9 protein-coding genes and 1 pseudogene are annotated in these 20746 nt (G+C 61.7%); 8 read left to right on the forward strand and 2 right to left on the reverse strand.

The window, feature by feature from the left end; all coding sequences use genetic code 11:
- Positions 1-678: 678 nt before the first annotated feature.
- The 3 genes and pseudogenes from AB1L88_RS13865 to AB1L88_RS13875 all read left to right on the forward strand — a co-directional run bounded on the left by AB1L88_RS13865 (position 679) and on the right by AB1L88_RS13875 (position 4512).
- Positions 679-1750, forward strand: a pseudogene (locus AB1L88_RS13865) (IS3 family transposase).
- A 211-nt stretch (positions 1751-1961) separates the two neighbouring features.
- On the forward strand, positions 1962-2951 hold the full coding sequence (locus tag AB1L88_RS13870) for a glycosyltransferase (RefSeq protein WP_367097261.1): 990 nt from the start codon (positions 1962-1964) through the stop codon (positions 2949-2951).
- Positions 2952-2970: 19 nt separating this feature from the next.
- On the forward strand, positions 2971-4512 hold the full coding sequence (locus AB1L88_RS13875) for a flippase (protein ID WP_367097262.1): 1542 nt from the start codon (positions 2971-2973) through the stop codon (positions 4510-4512).
- Between the two features lie 198 nt (positions 4513-4710).
- On the opposite strand, the gene AB1L88_RS13880 is transcribed toward AB1L88_RS13875, so the two are convergent.
- Positions 4711-6279 carry an IS1380 family transposase gene (locus AB1L88_RS13880; protein ID WP_367097315.1) on the reverse strand — a complete coding sequence of 523 codons (1569 nt, stop codon included), beginning with the start codon at positions 6277-6279 and terminating at the stop codon, positions 4711-4713.
- Positions 6280-6399: 120 nt separating this feature from the next.
- Here AB1L88_RS13880 and AB1L88_RS13885 point away from each other — a divergent pair, with 120 nt between their 5' ends.
- Positions 6400-7068, forward strand: coding sequence for a class I SAM-dependent methyltransferase (locus AB1L88_RS13885; protein ID WP_367097263.1), 669 nt, complete (start codon positions 6400-6402; stop codon positions 7066-7068).
- A gap of 58 nt (positions 7069-7126) precedes the next feature.
- A protein-coding gene (locus tag AB1L88_RS13890) for an IS630 family transposase (protein WP_367097264.1) occupies positions 7127-8259 on the forward strand; the annotation gives its coding sequence in 2 pieces (ribosomal slippage) (positions 7127-7559 and positions 7559-8259; 1134 coding nt in all).
- A gap of 169 nt (positions 8260-8428) precedes the next feature.
- Here AB1L88_RS13890 and AB1L88_RS13895 read toward each other — a convergent pair.
- Entirely contained in the window at positions 8429-13093 is a 4665-nt protein-coding gene (locus AB1L88_RS13895; protein WP_367097265.1) for a PKD domain-containing protein, read from the reverse strand.
- Positions 13094-14057: 964 nt separating this feature from the next.
- Here AB1L88_RS13895 and AB1L88_RS13900 point away from each other — a divergent pair.
- The 3 genes from AB1L88_RS13900 (at position 14058) to AB1L88_RS13910 (ending at position 20578) form a co-directional block, all read left to right on the forward strand.
- Positions 14058-15029 carry an XrtA system polysaccharide deacetylase gene (locus tag AB1L88_RS13900; protein WP_367097266.1) on the forward strand — a complete coding sequence of 324 codons (972 nt, stop codon included), beginning with the start codon at positions 14058-14060 and terminating at the stop codon, positions 15027-15029.
- 162 nt (positions 15030-15191) lie between these two features.
- A complete protein-coding gene (locus AB1L88_RS13905) occupies positions 15192-19400 on the forward strand; it encodes a tetratricopeptide repeat protein (protein ID WP_367097267.1) in 4209 nt (1402 codons plus the stop codon).
- 197 nt (positions 19401-19597) lie between these two features.
- Positions 19598-20578, forward strand: a complete 981-nt coding sequence (locus tag AB1L88_RS13910) for a PEP-CTERM sorting domain-containing protein (RefSeq protein WP_367097268.1) — start codon at positions 19598-19600, stop codon at positions 20576-20578.
- Positions 20579-20746 lie beyond the last annotated feature (168 nt).

Raw genomic sequence — 20746 nt, forward strand, 5'->3', positions numbered from 1 at the left:
GAATGGGTTGGGTTGGTGTCACCGACTGATCACCCATTCCACGTATATCGTCGTTGCTTGGTCCGGACTATCCCAGTTGGGATCTATTATTTCGAGTACAGTGGTATTCCAAGGATCAACCTATTGAAGTGCCCTCTGAAGGAACGGCCGAGATTGGTTCATTTCCTTGCTACACGAATGCACGGGTTCGCGCCAACGATAGAGATGCACCTGCCCCAACTGGAGCGAGGTCGCTTTACGCGGGAGCAGGTGGCCCAGTCCTACAAGCTGATTGCCAGTGTGCTCTCTTCTGATCCGGTTTTGCGTGGGATTAGTGGATCATCTTGGTTCTACGATCCGGAGGTTGCGCGCATAAGCCCTCACCTAGGATTTATCCGGGAGTTAATCGAGGAGAATCGTGGATTGATACATCGACTAGGTCCAAGCGCGATCGCTGTCACCGGGGCCATTGCTACGAGCTCAAAGCGACGTCGTCTTTATGAAGAGGGTCGGTATCTCCCGATCGATTACGCACGCTACTGGGCCCGAGATGATGTCATCCGGTGGGCCCAAGGTAGGCACAGTGGATGCTAATTATAGGAAAAATCGGTCATTGTTGGCTACGAGGACGAAACGGGCCAAGGAATGCTTGTGATTGTATAGTGGAACCCAGATTTCGGACCACTCGATAAGTTATCCTTGTGGGCAACTGATCGAGGACGAACCACGGGACGAATCCGCAAGCGGCACTCACCGGCCTTCAAGGCGAAGGGCGCCCTGCAGGCCACCAGGCAGGAGGCCACGATCGCCGAACTGACACGGGAGCATCAGGTCCATCCGGTGCAGATCAGCCAGTGGAAGAAGCAGTTGCTCGACAGCGTCGAGCACCTCTTCGCCAGTGGGTCGAGCAAACGAACTCCCGATCTCGAGGCCCTGCAGGGCGAACTCTACGAGCAGATCGGCCGGCTCCAGATGGAGCTGGCCTGGGTGAAAAGAAACTGGCCTCTGACGTCGCCACGCGGCGGAGCTGGATCGAGCCGAATCATCCGCATCTGAGCATCCGTCGCCAGTGCGAACTGCTGGGCTTGAACCGCTCGAGCTACTACGCCGAACCCGCCCGCGAGTCGCCCACGAACCTGCGACTAATGCGGCTGATCGACGAGCAATATCTCAGGACACCGTTCTTCGGCAGCCGTCGCATGACGGCCTGGCTGGCCCATCAGGGGGAGCACGTCAATCGCAAGCGAGTTGGGCGGCTGATGGCCCGGATGGGCCTGGAGGCGATTTTTCCCGGCCCACGCACCAGCACGCGAAACCCGGACCATGTGGTCTATCCGTATCTGCTCCGAGGCCTGACGATCGACCGTCGCGATCAGGTCTGGTCCACCGACATCACCTACATCCCGCTGGATCAAGGCTTCATGTCTCTGACGGCGGTGATCAACTGGTACAGCCGGTACGTGCTCTGCTGGCGGCTCTCGAACACGCTCGACGGCCGGTTCTGCCTGGAGGCATTGGAGGAAGCCCTGAGCGACGGTCGGCCCGCGATCTTCAACACCGATCAGGGGGTGCAGTTCACGGCGAAGGCGTTCACCGGTCGCCTGCAGGAGCACGGGGTGTCGGTGAGCATGGACGGCCGGGGGCGTGCCCTGGATAACGTGTTCATCGAGCGGCTGTGGCGGTCGCCTACAACCACGAACGGCCCCACCAGAGCCTGTCCTGCCGGACCCCCGCCGAAGTCTACCACGACACTCAGACGAACAGGCCATGATCGGGCACGCCTGGTCGGAGCATAACGTAAATTCCGGCCCGAGTGGTCTGGACAATGGGGTCAACTTCAGCTTCAGCTGGGGTTCCTCGCCTTGAGACAAGTCATTTTGTTCGGAAGTTCATGCGGAAACGAGATTTCAGTGAGCGAGCCGAGGGTCATGTTCCAGAATTTCGTTGACCTTTTTGTTTGAACCATTCTAACTTGGTGCCTCATGAATCGATCTACGATCTCCGTCAGCGTCGTCATTGCAACGTACAATTATGGACGTTACCTCGCCAGTGCGATCGACTCGGTACTGGCCCAGACCTTCCAGGACTACGAGGTCATCGTCGTCGACGACGGATCGACCGACCAGACCTACGAGGTCATCCAGCCGTACCTGGACGATCCTCGAATTCGGTATCTCCGAAACGAGCATCTTGGCCAGCCACGCACCAAGAATGCCGGGATCAAGGCGTCCCGAGGCGGTTATGTCGCGTTCTTGGACGCCGACGACCGTTGGCTCCCCTCGAAGCTGGAGAAGCAGGTTTTTCTGTTCGAGAAAGATCCGAGTTGTCGGATTGGGGTAGTCTACTCACGCCGGGGGTGGATCGACGAACTGGGCAGTCCGATCGATCGGGGTGACCGGACGCCGCTCCGGGGCGATGTGCTCGCGCCCCTCTTCTACCGCCCGTTTATCTGCTTCTCCTCGAGCATGGTGCGGAGGTCGGTCCTCGACGAGGTCGGTCTCTTCGACGAGACGACCCAGTATTCGATCGACTACGACCTCTGGCTACGCATCGCGCTGAAGTACCAGTTCGATTTCGTGGATGAGCCGCTGACACTATATCGGACCGGCCATGCGAACATGTCGAGTCGGCAGCATGAGCGCGTCTGGTGTGTCCGCAAGATCATCTACCGGTTCCTCGACGAGTATGGTGGGCGAGCGCGGCTCGATCCCGCTCTGATTCGGATGACCCTGGCCGAGCATTGCTGCGATGTCGCATTCGCCGCAGGAGCAGGGCGACCGAGGGTGTGGCTTGGCTGGCTGGCTCGGGCGCTGGGGCACCGCCCCTGGCATGCCCAGGCTTGGCGCGCCCTGGCGACGGGATGGTGGCCCGAGTCGGTCAAGGCGACGTTGAAAGGCAGGAAGGGCCGATCGGACAGGAACGATCGCCCCGTCTCGGCGGTCGATGAGCCGCTCCGGATGTCGGTTCATTGAACTTCTGAGAATGTGCTCGATGACCTCAGCCCGTCCTTCCGCGAAACGTCGGCTTGCACTAAACGCGGCGATCAACTGGGTCGGCACTCTCGCCCAGATGGTGGCCGTCTTCTTCGTCTCGCCCATCCTGGTTCGGGGACTGGGTGATGAACGATACGGCGCCTGGGCATTCATCGAGTCGATCCTGGCCTACCTGACCCTGTTCGACCTGGGCATCGGTGCGGCGGTTGTCCGCTACATCGCCCGGTTCGAGGGTGGCCAGGATCAGCAGGGAATCAACCGGACCTTCAGCGCGAGTGTCTTCCTGTTCTCGCTGGCGGGTCTGGGGGTCCTGGCGGTCGCGAGCCTGTTCCTGGGGCCGGTCTGGGGCTGGCTGCCCGTCCCCTCAGAGCACCGCTTCGACGCGTGGTGGCTGTTCGCGCTGCTGGCGTTCAACCTGGCGGTCGGGCTGCCCATGGGGGTCTTCGCCGCCGTGCTCGACGGCCTCCAGCGTTACGTGCCCAAGACGCTGGTCCGGATGGTGACGCTGGTCGTCCGCTCGGTGGCGATGCTGCTCGTGGTGCGAAGCGGTGGAGGGCTCGCCGCCATCGCCCTGACCGTGACCGTCATCGCCCTGATCGAGCACCTGGTGCTGGCCATCATGGCCTTCGCCTATCTCCCCGGTCTCCGCTTCGCTCCCCACCTCGTCGACCGCGAAACGCTTCACATGATCGGCGGTTACAGCGTCCATGCCTTCGTGGCGATGATCGCCGGCCGTATCTCGTTCCAGTCCGATGCGCTGGTGATCGGGGCGTTTTTGCCGCTCTCGCAAATCACCTACTTCGCCCTCGCCTCGCGCCTCACCGAGCATGTCAAGGGTGCCCTGCGGTCGATGACGACCGTGCTGACCCCGCATATCAGCCAGCTCGAAGGGCAAAATGACTTCGAGGCGATTCGACGTGTATACATTAAGGGCACCCGGTACGTCCTATGGCTCATCATCCCGGTTCAACTCGGGATCTTCTTCTTGGGTAAGCCATTTTTTCGTCTGTGGATCGGTCCTGAACATGCTGAGCGTTGCTATCCGGTCTTGATCATCCTGGCCGCTCCACTCGCCCTCGTGCTTTCCCAATCGATTGCGGGACGGATCCTCTACGGCGTGGGGAAAGTACGGGGATTCTCACGGCTCGTCATGATTGAAGCAATAAGCAACCTGGGATTGAGCCTCCTGCTGATTGGCCCATTCGGGATTGTTGGAGTCGCGATTGGCACAATGATTCCTAGTGTAATAATGAACATATATTTGATATATTATGCTTGCAGTGTGATTGAAATATCGCTGGTAAGCTATCTCCGGAGTGCATTTGTACTTCCAACCATCGCAGGCGTTTCGCTGATGTTGGTGTGGGTTGTTTTGGTCTCCATTTGGCCGGTGACAAGCTGGATTCGGCTCCTGGCGGTTGGGACGATTGTGCCCACGGTTCACCTTCTTTTCGCGTACGGTCTGGAGATCGGTTTCCAGTCGCTTCGTAATCGCGTTGCCGTCCACGTCATGAATCGGATCCCGTCGAGGGCAGCCTAATCCTCAAACAAGCGTAATGTGAGCCCCCATCTCGGATCGTTTCCGGCCCGGAATGGTCACGCACCCTCTCCGAGCCGGGCCATCGCCACCCGGTTCCCGCCGTCCCGCCCTCGGTTACTCATTACCACACCGCCTCTCGTCGGTTCGGAGCCCATACGGACCGGAGTATCCGGACTCCGGCTTCAGGTCGCCGATCCCTCAACACAACCGCCGACCGTGCAGCCGCTCCACCAACCGGAGGAACACGCCCTGCCACAGGTTCCACGCCAGCAACCGGTAGATGATCCGACGGCCCGTCCGGATGATCTGGCACGGCACCTGGATCATCGCCACGCAAAACGTGCTGAACTCCATCCGCAGCAACGACCGCTTCTCCGACCATCGGTCCCCCTCGGGCAGCACCAGGGCACTCCACGCCTTCAGGCTCCACGCCAGCAAGGCCATCACCATGTACGCCCCGTTGCTCACCAGGTCGTTCACCGGCATCGCCATCGCCTTCACCCCACCCTTCAACTGGGCGATCAGGTTCTCCTGAGCGCACCGGTCGTTGGCCAGGAACACGATCTCGGAGGCCGGGCTCGTCCGGTCGTTGGTGATGTAGAAGAAGAATCGGTCCGGCTCGAACATCCACAACTGACCCTTCTCGACGATCAGCTTCTTGCGGAGCACGACCACCCGGTACGCCTTCTCGCAGGCGACCGGGCGGTACTCGAACTCGGCCACCTCCTCGCCGATCAGCTTCAGCGTGTCGTACTTCCGCTCGGAGACGATCCGCTCCTTGTGCCGTTCCCTGTCCCGGCGAGGTGCCGTCTTGATCGTGTACCCGGGCGGGCGTTCCAGTTCGCTGTATTGCAGGTCGGGGAGCCGCTCGGCCAGGCCCTTGAGGTTGGCCATGGCGGCGATCCCGAAAATGAACCGGACGCCGTCCTGGTCCCACCGGTCCAGACATTTGGTCTGGGTGAAGTCAGTGTCCCCCCGGTACGTGATCCTCTTGAACCCCGCCCGTCGGCAGAGGGCTGCGGCCTTGTCGAAGTAGTCGTTGGCGTGCTCGTGCGAGGGGCGATTGCCGCTGCGGTTGACCAGGAACAGCGGCTCGGAGATGTTGGCCAGCGAGACGACCAGCGGGTGGTACCCCCACACCCCCTTGTAGGAGATATCCACCCCCTGCTTGCACCACCCGTCGCTCGGGGCGATCGTCCTGTCGGCGTCGAGGAACGCCTCCTCGAAGAAGGCGTCGGGCTGCTCCTTCCAGGCCCGCAGCCGGGTCTCGTTGACGATGTCCATCAACTGCTCGACATCGCCTTCGGTGAACCGTCGGCAGAAGTTCCCGGCGGTGGTCGGGTCGGGGATGCGTCTCGCCCCGAGGGCATCGAGGTAGACCTCGTCATTGCGACGGACTTCGATGTGCTCCAGGCGGCTGCCCCCCGCCAGGAGGTTGTAGGCGATGTTCAGGACGTGGTCGCTCTCGAAGTATGGCAGGTGCCGCTTGAGCAGGTGAAGGCCCTCGTCGATGTCCCGAACGAACCCGAGCCTCTGTGCCAGGAGGTGCATCGCCCCGATGCCTCCCGGTGCGATGGCACGAGTCCTCTCGGTGATCTGGTAGTGGATATTCGAGGCGGTCATCATCGGCTGACGAGATTCGACGCCGGGCTTATTCTCGATCCGGCGGGCGATTCGCCTCTTGCGTCGGTTCAACTGGCGGTGGACATTGGCGTTCACTCGAAAACCTCCTGGGGGCGCATCGACGAGAGGGTGAAGTCCCTCGATTGTTCGCCTAAACCAGGGGTTTTCGAGCCTCCCGTCCTCGATCAGCCTCGGATTACGCTTGGTTGAGGCCTAATCCTCCTTGTTTCCGAGACATCAGGGCATTCAATGATCCCGTACGCCATGGAGTCGTTTGTTCGCCGAGTTCGCTTCCGGGTCACCAGGAAGCTGAAGTCGAAAGACCCGCTCGATGTATGGCCGGCGATCCCTAACACGCGGCTTGTACTACGTCCATTCGCCAATCGCTTTGGAAACGTAAAACTCGATGAGTTAATCACGATTTCCGCCATCGCCCAGAGTATACAAGCTCAGAAAATTTTTGAATTTGGTACATTTGATGGATTAACCACATGGCACCTCGCTGCAAATTGCGGTCCGACGGCTCGCGTGTGGACGCTCGACCTCCCACTCGACCATCCCGCCCGGAAAGCCAGTGGGCACGACAGAAAAGTCGGAAAAATCTCCGGGGTCGTGGTTGGGCAATTTTTCTTGGGGACGGCCGAGCAGCAACAGGTCGATCAGCTGTTCGGCGACTCGCTGCAGTTCGATCCCTCGCCTTATCGTCATCAACTCGATCTTTGTTTCATCGACGCCGGCCACGGCTACGAGCACGTTCGTCGAGATACCGACTCGGCGTTAGAGATGACGCGGCCCGGCGGGGTGATCATCTGGCACGATTACTCCCGATGGTGGCCGGGCGTTCAAAAGGTGCTCGATGATCTCTCCACCCGCCTCCCGGTCTTCCGGATTGCAGGGACCTCGCTGGGTGTCCTAGTAGTCGGCCACGATTGAGTTGCAGGCTGGCATGGGATCGGTTCTCCTGAGGTGGCAACCACTTCAGGAGGCCGCCATGAAGAAGTACCGGGTCACCCTGACCGACGAGGAACGCCGGGAGCTGCACGACCTCATCGCCGCCGGCAAGGCCGCCGCCAAGCGGTTGGCCCACGCCCGCATCCTGCTCAAGGCCGATGCCGCCCCCGGCGGCCCGGCCTGGACCGACGACCGGATCGCCGAGTCCGTCGAGGTCAGCACCGCCACCGTCGAGCGGGTCCGAAGGCGATTCGTCGAGCAGGGCCTGGAGGCCGCCCTGGTCCGCAAGCCGCAGGACCGGCCCAGCCGGCTGCCGAAGCTCGACGGTCGGGCCGAGGCCCACCTGGTCGCCCTGGCCTGCTCGAAGCCGCCGGAAGGCCGTCAGGAGTGGACGATGCAATTGCTGGCCGACAAGCTCGTCGAACTGGAGGTCGTCGAGTCGATCTCCGACGAGACGGTCCGGCGGACGCTCCAAAAAACGAGATCAAGCCCTGGCTCGTCGAGCGGTGGTGCCTGCCGCCGGAGGCGAACGCCGAGTTCGTCTGCCAGATGGAGGACGTCCTCGAGGTCTACCATCGCCCGCCCGATCCGAGGCGGCCGCTGGTCTGCCTCGACGAGGCCAGCAAGCAGTTGATCGGCGAGGTGGCCGAGCCGGTCCCGGCCCGGCCGGGCCAGCCCGCTCGGATCGACTACGAGTACGTCCGCAACGGGACGGCCAACCTGTTCATGATCTCCGAGCCGCACGCCGGGTGGCGGCACGTGGAGGTGACCGACCGGCGGACGGCGGTGGACTTCGCCGAGGTGGTGCGGGCGTTGGTCGAGGAGGTCTATCCGGAGGCCGAGAAGGTGGTGCTGGTGATGGACAACCTGAACACCCACAAGCTGGCCAGCCTGTATGAGGCGTTCGAGCCGGAGCAGGCCCGTCGGATCGCCGAGCGTCTGGAGATCCACCACACGCCGAAGCACGGCAGCTGGCTGAACATGGCCGAGATCGAGCTATCGGTGCTGGCCCGGCAGTGCCTGGACCGGCGGATCGAATCCAAGGAGGAGTTGAAGCGGGAGGTGGCGGCGTGGGAGGACGAGCGGAATGGCCGAGGCGTCACGATCCGTTGGCAGTTCACCACGACCGATGCCCGGATCAAACTCCGTCGACTCTACCCGACAACTCAATAGTGGTGGACCACTAGTGGTTCCGGGGATTCGTTGATTGGGTCAGGATCAGTCCGATTTGCTTGTTCCGAATATTTGAGGTTTGTGCTTCACTGGCCGCTCTTCGGCTGCCTGGAAAACGGCCAGTGAAGCGGATCTCCCAACGGGAGGTAACAGCACAGGGAGTCTGGTGTCAGATTCTGCGATGCACCTGGAAGTCATCCAGGTGCATCGCCCCGGCATAACGGCCATCCCGATGGATTCCGGTAAACCCCGCCTCGCCCAGGGCGTCATCGGAGACGCTTAGCGCCCAGGTGGCGTGATCCTGGAACCCACGATCGCCGTTGAGGAACGTTCCGGTGTCCATGCGCTGGACCTGGGCCCTCACCATGTCCCCGACCACTTCCAGCGTTACCCGAACCCATTGCTGGCTCACCCAGTCCCGGCTCGTGACGGAACCCAACGAGGTCACCACTCCGTTCTCGACCCTGATCAGTTCGATCCGCAGGCCACGGGTAATGACAGCCGCGTAGTAGGACGGTGTCGCCGAGTCCAGGTTCTTGCCACGAGCCAGAACCATGACTGGGTTTAGCGAACTCGCGAACATCGTGGCACCGACGCGGACGTCGGGTCCGAAATCCTGATCGACCCAGGCGGTGGCGGCGGTGTTGCTCACCCCATCGGACTGGAGGGAATGATTTGGGCTGAACGCGCGAGCGTCGGAGACGGTCATCAGGCCGTTGGCGAGGTTGGACCACTGCCGCCATCCCGCCGGGAAGATGCCGGTGTCGAAGTTCTCGGTGTGGACCGTCTCGAACTCGAACTCGCCGATGACCGGCGGCTCCACCGTGATGGAGACAATCACCGGATCTCCTGCGGTGACGGTGTCGGTCGGTCGATAGGTGAACTGGTCGATGCCGGTGAAGTTCGTGTTGGCGACGTAGGTGAAGGAGCCATCGGGATTGAAGTTCAACGTGCCCTTGGTGGGACCTTCGACCAACTCTGCGACGATCACGACGCCGTCTGGGCCGTGGTCGTTGGCCAATACCCCAGGTGCATCGACGACAAGTGGGGTCCTGCCGGTCGTCGTGTAGAAGTCGGGCAATCCCTGGGGGCGGTTGTCGAAGTTGATGCGCAGGATTTTCGTCGTGATCTCAAACGTCCGCAGGTAGGTTTGATCGCCGCTCATCACCTCGATCGTGAATGGTCCGCGCGGGTCGAGGGTGATATTCTTTGGGTCCGAGGTGATCTGTCGTTGAATTTCGGTCACCACCGGCACAGATACGAGGCGACCGTCCGTGTTTGTGGTTCCTTCGAAGACGAGGTTCTGTTCTCGATCGTAAAGCCGGACTTGGCCGTTTGATACAGCGGTACCTTCGGGGCCAATCAACTCGAAATCGACGTGCTGACCAAAGTGGAGATCCTTGGTCTTGATTCCCACGTAGCGGACGGTTTCTGAAGCACCATCGATGAAGAGATTGTCCAAGAATCGAAGGTTATGGGCGGATGTCTTCATTTCTCCGACGTTCAGGCTTGAGAAGAGCATGGGTGCCCCTTCAGTCGACTTGCAAAACGTGTTGCTAAGGAACGAAATGTCCTCATTCACACCGTCGTAGCCGTCGTTGTCGCCGATGTTCAGAGCGATGTGGTTACTCTCGAACGTGTTCCCCGAAAACGTGATGCCCGTTCCGGCGTGAATTGTAGCGAGTGTCAACCCCCAGGCCTGGCGTGCCATCGAGGGATCTGCTTCTGTGACGATCGCTTTGAAGGTGTTGTTGGCGAAGTGAATGTTCGCGTCCGTCATCTGGCCGTTGCCGTTGTTGGCGCTGATCCGGGCCCCGGCGGTTGCCCAGGCCAAACCAGGCCCAGTCTCTCCGATAAATGTATTGCTGTGGATGTTGATGTTCTGGAAGGAGGAGGAGTAGTTCCTCATCCGGAATGCGGTCGCCTCTATGCTGCTCGCGCCGTACTCGAGATTTGGGCGTTCCCGAGCCTCAAGGTGATTGTTGTGGATACTGCCGTTCTGGATAACACCGGCTCCCCCGCTTCCGTCCATGATGATCCCTCGGCCATTCACCGGGATGACAGTATTTCCGGAAACCTCAAAGTTCTTAAGTCCAGTACCGAGTGCGAGGCCGTAACTGTTCGTCGCGACCCCGTCGTGACGAATCTCGTTCCCCCGAATCATGACCTCAGACAGGCTGTGCCCTGTAATGAGGATTCCATTCTGGATAGCACCGGAAATCTGGTTGTTTTCGACACGGACCGAGCCACTCGCGGCGGAGAAATAGATGGCTCCATAGGAAGCCTGGCGGTCCGAGACGCGGCTCATCGACCCGACAATTTGTGTGTTGCGAACCGTCGTGTTGGTGGCCCACTGGCCGTTGATCATGTGGGTATCCAGGCCGCCCGCTCGGAGTTCCACATTGTCCACCCTTGCTCCCGTGGAGCTTCGGAGGTAGAGCGGGATCCCCTGATAGCCTAGCGCAGGCCCCTGCACGATCCGGCCGTTCGTCACCGTGAAGTCGCGGACCTTGGTTCGATTGTTGTTGACGTACGAGGTCTGGAGGTATGACGGCAGGTAATACGTCGAGGGTGTTGCGACGATGCCGGATTCGCGGGCGCGAGAGACCTCGACGAAATCGAGGTCGATCGTGTCCGACTCCCCCTCGGGAGGTTCGGCGGTGATGGCCAGTCGGACGGACATGGCGCTCGGGGGAACGAGGGTGGCCAGAGCAGTGCGGCCTCCATCGGCGCGGGTCCGAGAGCTGGCGAGCACTGAACCCGTCTTCGCGTCGAGGATGGACAAGGTGACGTAAGAACCCCAGCGTCCTTTGATCGAGACCGCGGCGGTATACTCGACTCCGGCGGAGGGTAGATCAAGCACCTCGGAGACGATGGTCTCCGGCGCCTGGATTGCCTCGAACCGGAGCATCGACGTGCCCCACATTCCCTCGCGAGCAGGGGCACGATGTACTGATGGGGCCTGCGACAGATCCCAGCCGGGGGCGTCAGTCGGCGAACTGCCGTCCTCGAAGCCGGCATTGGGCACATGGATCGGGGCGCTGTTGCCGTAAGTAATCGTATGGCCGTTGAGGTCGAAGGTGATGTTGCCGTTCAATACGATGAACGCGGTCCCCTCGACGGTCACGTCGGTTTGCAGTACGTAGGTGGTGTCGGCCTGGTCGAGGTAGTAGGGGCCGTCACCACGGGCGGCGAGCCAGGCCTGGTCGATGAGGATGGTGTTGGCTGCCAACGGAGCGTGGACGGTGACGGTGAGGGGCTGGCTGACAGTGGCCTGACCGTCGCTGACGAGGACGGTCATCGAGTGCGTCGCGATCTGGTTGGCGGTGGGGGTCCAGGAGAACTGGCCCGTGGCGGGATCGATGGAGGCACCGGCGGGGGCGTTCTGGAGGCTGTAGGTCAGGATCTGGGCGGGGAGATCGGGGTCGGTCGCAACCGCCTGGAAGCGGAGTTCGGTGTCGATGATGGCGGTCTGATTGCTGATCGGCGCGAGGACGGGAGCGGCGTTGACTTCGTGGATACGAACCGTGATCGTTTCCTGATCGGTGAGCTGGCCATCACTGACCTGGAGGATGACGCTGTAGGACTCAGGGCCCTGGGCTTCGGTCGGGGTCCAGGAAAAGACCCCGGTTAAAGGGTCAATGGAGGCCCCTTCGGGAGCGTCGAGGAGGCTGAAGGTTAAGCCGTGGGCGGGAACGTCCTGGTCGCTGGCGGTGACGACGAAGGTCAGCTCGGTCAGCTCATCGATCTCCTGGTCACCGACGGGATCCAGGAGCGGTGCCGTGTTCGCGGAAGCAGCGATCGTGGTCGTCGTGGAGACGGTGGTGGATCCCCCGTCCTTGTCGGTCGCCGTCATCGTGATCGTAAAGGTCCCGGCCTCGGCAAAGGTGTGGGAGACGTTCTGGCCGATCGCTTGGGTCCCGTCGCCGAAGAGCCAGCGATAGTCGAAGCCTGCGGACTGATCGATGGGACTGGAATCGGTGGCCGAGGCAGCGAATTGCAGCGGGACAAAGGCTTGGCCTGAGGAGGGACCGGAAAGCGATGCCGCGGGTGCCACGTTATCGACTGTGACCTTCAACGAGTCGGTTGACGTGATGCCGGAGGCGTCGGTCACCCGTACGGTCGCGGTGTAGGTTCCGTTGTCCAGGTAAGTATGGGTCGGCGTCAGCGAGCCGGTCTGCGTCGAACCGTCACCGAACTCCCAGACAATCTCGAAAGGACCTGCGCCGGATGCGATCGCCTCGAAACCGATTGGTTTGCCTTCCATCCCCGTTCTGTCTGCTCCGGCATTGACCAACAGTGGGGTGACTTCGACCACACTCAGCGCGTTCAGTGCGAACGTCGAGTTGACCCCTCCCTGATCGGCCAACCGCATGTTCAACTGGCCGTCTGCGACAATGACGCGAAACGTTGGACTCGCGTATTCACCTTTTGAGGTACGAACGTTGGAGGCGACCAGATCTCCCTCGATCCAGAGTGAAATCTGGTCACGAGCAGCTTGAGCATCTCCCAGCGTCGGTGTCACATCGTAAACACCAATCGGCACATCGACCATGAAGGTGTGATCGCGACCCTGGTGGAAATCTCGGAGGAAGAAGCTCGACTCTTTCCGGTCGATCGCACCAAGTCCCCTGGTTGCCTGCCACCCAAATCCACGATCTTGGTTGTATACATATTGAGGAACCTTGGTGAAATTTTCTTCCACCGGGGACGAATCCAGCCCGAAGTCGAAGTGCGCCGCGAAGCTTGAATTGCTCAGGAGCGTTTTCGACTCAAGAGATTCCAGGTTCAGCGTCCTGGAACGGCGAACGCGAAGGCGAGTATGGCGGCTCATCGGGTGATCTCGCGAGTGGGCGCAGACCTGGATCGGCACTGATCCGAGGTGTGGCTCAGTGTGGGTAGACCAATGTCATTGAATCGTGTGGTCGATCGTGCCGGAAATGCTCGGCCGTCTTCGAGCTGAGCCCCAACTATTTCCCGGGCCGGTCCACCACCATGGAACCGGCAGAACACGAATGCGACTCACTTCTGGCAGAATCATAGAGCGCGAAGATGGTCAAGAATGTGTTGCGGAGGAAAAATCGAGCAAGTTGTGGAACGTTCTGGCGTCCCTCTTGGTCGATGAGGCAAATGGGGGATATGGTTGCGATTCATGAGCTGATCGGTGAAAGCAGGTGGTTCAAAACGCTGCAACAACGACCCTGGAAATTGCATGCAATGGAACAATTGGTGCTGATCGCGACGATCAGAGTCACTGGATGCAAGGGTGTCGGAGCGATATGAAGGTTGGTCTGAAGCGAAGACAAGCTACCAGCGGTGTGGCGTGGGGATCGTGTCCTGCACGGAGCGTCGTCGGGACACATTAGCTCACACGAACACTGGGGCGAATGATTACACGATGGTCGGAACGGTTATACGTCGCTCGCTCGCACATGGCAACGTCGTAATTCGCACGAATGGGGCTGCGTTGAGAAAAATCAACATAAGATGTCTCATGGTTGTGTGTTTGTCGTGTCGCGGTCATCGAGACATGATTCTCAAAAATTACCAAATCCCATTTCCGTCATTACTTCCGGCGAAAGAGAGGTCGACTCGGACTCCCCGCCGCATCGATTCGGCGAAGGGATTTGGGAGCACATCAATGAGGTAGTGACCCTGATGTGATCGCAGGGTCCGGCGTATTGGCGTAAAAATTGCATCGGCCCGCTAATGAGGGGGTGGCGCTGACCCTTGTGACTCAAAATATAATTCTGTACGTTGAATCATGAAAATGTCTGTCATGTGCCCAGGAGATCCTCATGTCGCTGAAGCATTCAGTTCGACCGATATCGGCGGCGTCCGATCAGGCCAGACCTCATTACATTGCGCATCCCTCGAAGCAAAAAGGTGCGGCCCCTTTCATCGTCAGCTTCGACGTCGAGGAGCATGATCGGATCGAGGCCGCCGCGGGTCTCGACCTTGATTCGAACCTGCGTGGCCAGTACTCGCAGAGGATGACTGCATCAACTGAGTGGATTCTGGAAGAGCTGGAACGCCAGGAAATCCGCGCCACTTTCTTCATCCTCGGGACGGTTGCCCGATCAAATCCGCACCTGGTCCGCGCCGTCCACCGGGCGGGGCATGAGGTTGCCAGCCACGGCTGGGACCACCAGCGGCTCCACAGGATGACTCCCGAGACCTTCCAGGATGACCTTCGTCTGAGCCTCGACGCCCTGCAGGACATCACCGGCGAACCGGTACTCGGCTATCGGGCTCCTACGTTTAGCGTGGTTCGGAAAACGGCCTGGGCGATCGACATCCTGGCGAGTTGCGGTCTGCGTTACGATTCGTCGATCTATCCGATTCACCATGATCGGTATGGTGTCCCAGGCGCCCCCCGAACCCCGTTTTTGGTGCGTGGAGAGCGTCACGAAATCCTCGAATTCCCCCCGGCGACCTTGCAAATAGGCCGTCTCACTGTGCCAATTGGGGGGGGAGGGTACTTCCGCCTCCTCCCTGGTGCCTGGATGCGCCGCGCAATCGATCAGGCGAGTTTCTCAAATCAGAATCAAGCAATTATGCTTTATTTCCACCCCTGGGAATTTGATCCGGATCAGCCTCGACTTCCCTTGAGACAGCCCAACAGGCTGAGAACCTACATGGGAATTGCCCGAAGCCGCTCCCGGATGGCCGCTTTGCTAAGCGGGAGGCGTTTCGGGCGAGCGATTGATATAGCGGATGCCATGTTGACTCGTCGCAACGCACTTGCCTCGTACTCGCTCGCGGACTGAGATTTTCCCCGGTTCCTGCTTGCCATGACGGACCGGCCTACAGTAGTTTGAAATCGCTATGACGCTCGAATGCACTCGATGATGGTAGTTGCGGTGGCCTAGGTGTTTGGTGTGGTCGGCTTTACCGCTCCGAATTCTGCATTGCAAAAGACGAATCTTCACATGAGACGATTCAACTGGGTTTTCTTCCTCGTCCTGCTGACGACTGCCGTCGTCACTGGACTGGGCGTCTACGTCATCCATGGCCGCCAGGTGCAGAGCCAGGCGAGCGGTCTGCTCGACTATGCCCGGAACGCAGAGTCCGCGGGGGATCTGGACCTCGCCGTCGAACACCTTCAGCGTTTCCTCCAATTCGAGCGCGACGATCCCGAGGCTTGGGCGCTCTATGCCCGGATCGTCGACCGCCGCGATGCCGAGCAGACCAACTCGCGACAGGTCTTCCAGGTGCTGGAACAAGCTCTGCGATATGTCCCGAACGACGAGGAACTCCGCCGCCGATGCGTCGACCTCGCCCTGGACATGGGCAACTTCGAGGAGGCCCGACGTCATCTCAATCTGCTGTACGAGTCGGTGAATCCCGAGGACCCCGATCAGCAGAGCACCGCCGCGGAACTGGAAGCCCAACTCGGTCGTTGCGAGGTTGGCCTCGCCCGCTTCCGTGAGGCGGAAACCTGGTTTCGCAAGGCATTAGAACATGATCCGGGTACCGTTGACGCGAGTCTGGAACTGGCAAGAGTCCTGCGGGATCGCCTGGAGCGACTGGCCGATGCCGACGCGGTGATCGCGCAGATGGTCGAGGCGAACCCCGAGTCGGCTCGTGCTCGCCTGCTCCGCTGGCAGTATCAGGAGCAGTATGAGCTGGATTCGGACCCCGAGGATGTCGCCTTTGCCCTCCAGGCCGAACCCGACGACGACGAGGTCTTGCTCGCCGCGGCCCTGCTGGCCGAACGCAATGAGGACCGCAACACCGCTCGGTCTCATCTGCGGCATGCAATCGAGACCAACCCGGATCAACCGGACCTCTACCTCGCCGCTGCGTCACTGGAAACCCAGGACCAGAAGCCCGAACAGGCCGTGGCAATTCTGGAACAAGGGGTCGAGTCCCTCCCCGACGATCTCGAAATCCGCTTCTTCCTCGTCGATGCCCTGATCAGCCAGCGCGTCCAGGATCAGGATCCTGCTGGGGCGGAATCCCCCTCCGACGACGAACTCAATGCCATGATCCTCGATCTCAAGAAACGAGGCATGGCCGAGGGATTCACCCGCTATCTCGAAGCGCGTGTGCTGTTCCATGACCAGCAGTGGGCCAGGGCGATCCGGCAGATCAATACCGCCCGGCGGCTCCTCGCAGGACTCCCGGACCTGGTCGGGCGACTCGACCTGATGCTGGCCGAGTGTCACGGCCGCCTCGGGGCCGACGACCAGCAGGTCGCCGCCCTCCGGCAGGCCGCCGAACGGGGCACAACGGCCCCGGTCGCTCGTCTGGAACTGGCCCGTCGGCTCGAGAACGACGGCAATCCCGAAGCGGCCTTCCTGCTCCACCTCATGCTCCTGGAGGAACGGCCCGAATCGCAGCTCGACCTCGTCCGCCTCTTGATCCAGCAGAACCTGCAAAAGGCTCCGGCCGAGCGGAACTGGCGTGAAGCCGAAGATCGGCTCGCGCTGGCTGAACGCGTCCTTCCCGAGTCGAAGACCGATGTCGACCTTCTGCGCGTCGACCTGCTGCTCGCTCAGGATCAGGTGACCAGGGCTCAGGAGGTCCTGGCCAGCCTCGTCCGGCGCGATCCCGACGACTGGCGCGTTCCCATCGCCCAGGCTCGGATGGCGGAACGCCAGGGGAACTCTGGCACTGCCCTCAAGCTGCTCGACCAGGCCGAAGCGCAGCACGGCGCCGCCCGCGCGATCGTCCTCGAACGGATTGCCAACTGGACTCGCCAGGGCGGTGACGAGGCCAAGGCCTTCCTGACGCAATTCGCCGCACAGGTTCCCGATCGGCCCGCCGAGGATCAACCCCCCTTGCTCGAAGCCCTCGCCGTGGCATTCCTGCGATTGGGCGAGGTCGAACAATCGCGGTCCCTCTGGAAACAGCTTGCCGAGGCCCAGCCCGACAACATCCGCCTCCGGATGGTCCTAATCGACCTCGCCCTGGCCGCTGCCGAGCCGGACGAGGTCCGCGATCATGTCGACGCCATGCGTCGAATCGAAGGCCCCGACGGGCTCCTCTGGCGCTATGCCGAGGCGATCCTGATGCTCGACCTCGCCTCCCGGGGCGATGCCAACGCCCTGCGGGCCGCCCGCGACCGGGCCCGGGAGATCAACGTCCGGTCTCCCGAGTGGTGGGGCAGCTACGCCATCACCGCTCAGATCGCCGAACGCGAGGGCCAGATCGACGCGGCGACCCAGAACTACCTGCTCGCCATCGAACGCGGCGCCAATCAGCCGACCCTGGCCCGCCGCCTCGTCGGCCTGCTCTACCAGCAGCAGCAGTTCGACACGATCGATCGCGTCACCGGGATCCTCGAACGCCGCAACGCCGGCCTGGCCGACCTGACGCTCATCGAGGCCATGAACGCCCTGCGGCGCGGCGAGGTGGACCGCGGGATCGCCCTGGCCCGTCGCATCCTCCCCGAAGAGTCCACCAACGCCGCCGATCACCTGTTCGTCGGCCGCATGATGGTCTACTCCGGTCGCTACGACGACGCCGAGCCGGTCCTCCGCCGGGCCCTCGAACTCAGCCCGGCCGACCCGGCCGCCTGGCTCTCCTACGCCGAATGCCAGTTGCGGCGCGGTCAGGAGGAACGCGTCCGCGCCATGCTCACCGAAGCCCCTCAGGCCGTCGCGGCCGACCAGCGCGTGCTGACCCTCGCCCAGCTTCATGATCTCCTGGGAGACACCGACGAGGCGCGCAAGACCTTCGAGGACGCCCTCCGCAAACGGCCCGACGATCTCGGCACCCTTCGGTCCGTCATCGGGTTCACGGTGCGGAATGGCGATGCCGAGCGGGCCAACGCCCTGCTGGAACGCCTGCGCGATCCTCGGCTGAAGGCGACTGAGGCCGACCTCGCCTGGGCCAACCGCATGCGGAGCACGATGCTCCTGGCCAGCGGAGACCTGGCCCAGGTCGACGAGGCCCTCGAGATCGTCCGGACCAACCTCGAAGAGAACCCCTACAGCTTCGACGACCAGAAGTTGCGGGCCATCCTGCTCTCGATGCGGCCCAGCCGCCGGCAGGAATCGATCGACGCCCTCAAGCAGCTCGACCAGAATCGCGCGCTCGAACCCAACGAACAGTTCCTCCTGGCCATGCTCCACGGTGCCGGGGGAGACTGGCAGGCCAGCCGAGCGGTCCTGACCCGGATCGTCGACAACCCCGTCTCTCGCGACCCGCGACCCCTCATCTTCTTCATCAGCCTCCTGCTCGATCAGGGAGACCTGGACGAGGCCGCCCGCCGCATGCCGCAGCTCTGCACCCTGCTGGGGGAAACGCTCCAGGTTGTCGCCCTCGACGCCCGGCTGCTCAAGGAACGCGGCAACGATCCGGACGCAGCCGCCCTGATCGATCGCTACGCCGAGAGCCACCCCGACGAGATCGGGTCGATCGCCAACCTCTTCGACCAGCTCGACTTCCCCGAGCAGGCCGAGGCCGCCTACCATGCCTTCATCGACCAGGAACCCGAGGAAAAGACACGTCGGCTGGCCCTGGTCGCCTTCCTGGCCCAGCAGGGCCGCACCGATGAGGCCCTCTCCCTCTGCGACACCCTGCGGGCCGACGTGCCTCCCGAAGCCCTCGCCGAACTCGCCGTCAGCGCCCTGGCCCTCAATCCCGAGGCCACCGACGCCCAGTACGAACAGGTCGAGCGCTGGCTGCTCGACGCCTTGAACGTTGACCCGGACTCCGGTCCTCTCCTGGTCCAGCTTGCGGTCCTCCGCACGCTCCAGGAGAACTACCCTGAGGCCGAGTCACGCTACCGGGACGCGCTCCGGCGCGATCCCAGCAACCTCCAGGCTCTCAACAACCTGGCCTGGTTGATCGGCTTCCGCGATCCCTCCGGATCCGAAGCCCTGGCACTGATCGAGCAGGCGATCGAGCGGGCCGGCTCCGTCCCGGCCTTGCTCGACACCCGCGCCGTCCTGAGGCTCCTCAAAGGGCAGGTCGAGCCGGCCCTGGAGGACCTCCGCATCGCCCTGGCCAACGCTCCGGACACCCCGCAGCTTTCCTTCCACCTGGCCTGGGCCCAGCAACTCGCCGGCAACCTCGACGAAGCCCGCGACGTCCTGCAGGTGGCCGAACAGCAGGGATTGAATCGAGAGAACGTCGATCCTCTGGAACGAGCCACCTACGAGCGAATGCGGAACGAACTCGTTCCCTGACGGGCAAATTCTGCCTATCCGGAACATCTTACTCTAATCGATCTCCGCCTGCTTGCTGGCTGCGGATGTCCATCGAGTCCGCGGCGAGACGGGATCTGTCCCGCTTCCGGCCTTGGGCCGGTTCACTACCGCTATTCGATGGCTGATGGTTAGCCCTCACCCAATGATTCGAAGCTAGCTCTTTCTGAGGAACTACGATGATGCGATTCTTCCTGCGTGGCGCCGCCACGCTGACCCTCCTGCTGATCGGGGCGTCGGTGGCTTCGGCGTTCCCGATCAACAACCGGACTGACACGGATGCCAATGGCCCAGGCTTGTCCGGTTTCGGCTTCAACCTTGTGAGCACCGTTACCGGCAATTCCGTCACCACCGTCGGGAATACCGCTAGGGCGTTCAGCACTGTCACGAACGACTGGACTCGAAGCGGGTCATCCGGCAGCACTTCCAACACCACTGGGTTCACTGCGGCAGGGCTCGGACAGGGGGGGACGGCTCAAACGGCCCAGACCCTTTCGGAAGCCAGCTACAATGCCTTGCAGCCCCGAAACTGGACGACGTTCTGCCTCGAGATCACCGAGGGTCTCAATCAGAACAACATCGTGACCGCGATTGAGCAGATCCCCCCCGCAATCGCGCTCCCGGACGGCGTGGGATATATCGCCCAAGCCGATCAAGCGGCCGCCCTTCAGCGCGCCTCGTGGCTCATCGCCAACCGCAATAACCTCGCCGCAACCTACACCGGCCCTCCCAGCATCACAATTAACGCGAACACGATTGGTGCCGCGACCCAGCTGGCGATCTGGGAGATCATCTACGAAGCGGGCGTCACCTCGGAAGGCAACGTTTCGACGTTGAATGGAAATAATCGAGGTCTTAGCGTGTCCGGCGGAACTAATACCGCGAGAAACGCTGCGATCGCCCTTGCAAATCACATGTTGACGGAGACCTGGAACGACGGGAATGTCCGGACGGGTACGGGTTATGTTTTCCGTTCGGGGATCCGCTTTGTTGGTACGAGCGGTGCGAACGGCACTGGGGATTACCTTTACCGAGAGGACACCTCGAGCCAGAGCCTCATCACCGCCGTCCCCGAGCCCTCCACGTTCGCCATCGCCGGCCTGAGCGGCCTGGCCATGCTGGGCTACGGCCTCCGTCGTCGCAAAATGGCGCGGAACTGAACCACCATCGTCATCGTTTCTCATGGCCTGTGGTCCACGATGAGGGGTGACCGGTTGGGTGCGTGGGGATGAGGCTCCCACACGGCACGTGCAGACCCAAGAATGGTGCCACGAATTCCGGACCCGTACTTCACCTCATGATCGCCCGACGCTCGGCTCCTCTCGGGA

Source organism: Tautonia sp. JC769, from assembly GCF_040717455.1.
Lineage (GTDB): Bacteria > Planctomycetota > Planctomycetia > Isosphaerales > Isosphaeraceae > Tautonia.

Bases quoted from the DNA above. Each gene is read 5' to 3' on its own strand.
- AB1L88_RS13895 (WP_367097265.1), bottom strand. From the start codon at position 13,093: ATGAGCCGCCATACTCGCCTTCGCGTTCGCCGTTCCAGGACGCTGAAC.
- AB1L88_RS13910 (WP_367097268.1), top strand. From the start codon at position 19,598: ATGATGCGATTCTTCCTGCGTGGCGCCGCCACGCTGACCCTCCTGCTG.
- AB1L88_RS13905 (WP_367097267.1), top strand. From the start codon at position 15,192: ATGAGACGATTCAACTGGGTTTTCTTCCTCGTCCTGCTGACGACTGCC.
- AB1L88_RS13900 (WP_367097266.1), top strand. From the start codon at position 14,058: ATGTCGCTGAAGCATTCAGTTCGACCGATATCGGCGGCGTCCGATCAG.
- AB1L88_RS13875 (WP_367097262.1), top strand. From the start codon at position 2,971: ATGACCTCAGCCCGTCCTTCCGCGAAACGTCGGCTTGCACTAAACGCG.
- AB1L88_RS13870 (WP_367097261.1), top strand. From the start codon at position 1,962: ATGAATCGATCTACGATCTCCGTCAGCGTCGTCATTGCAACGTACAAT.
- AB1L88_RS13885 (WP_367097263.1), top strand. From the start codon at position 6,400: ATGGAGTCGTTTGTTCGCCGAGTTCGCTTCCGGGTCACCAGGAAGCTG.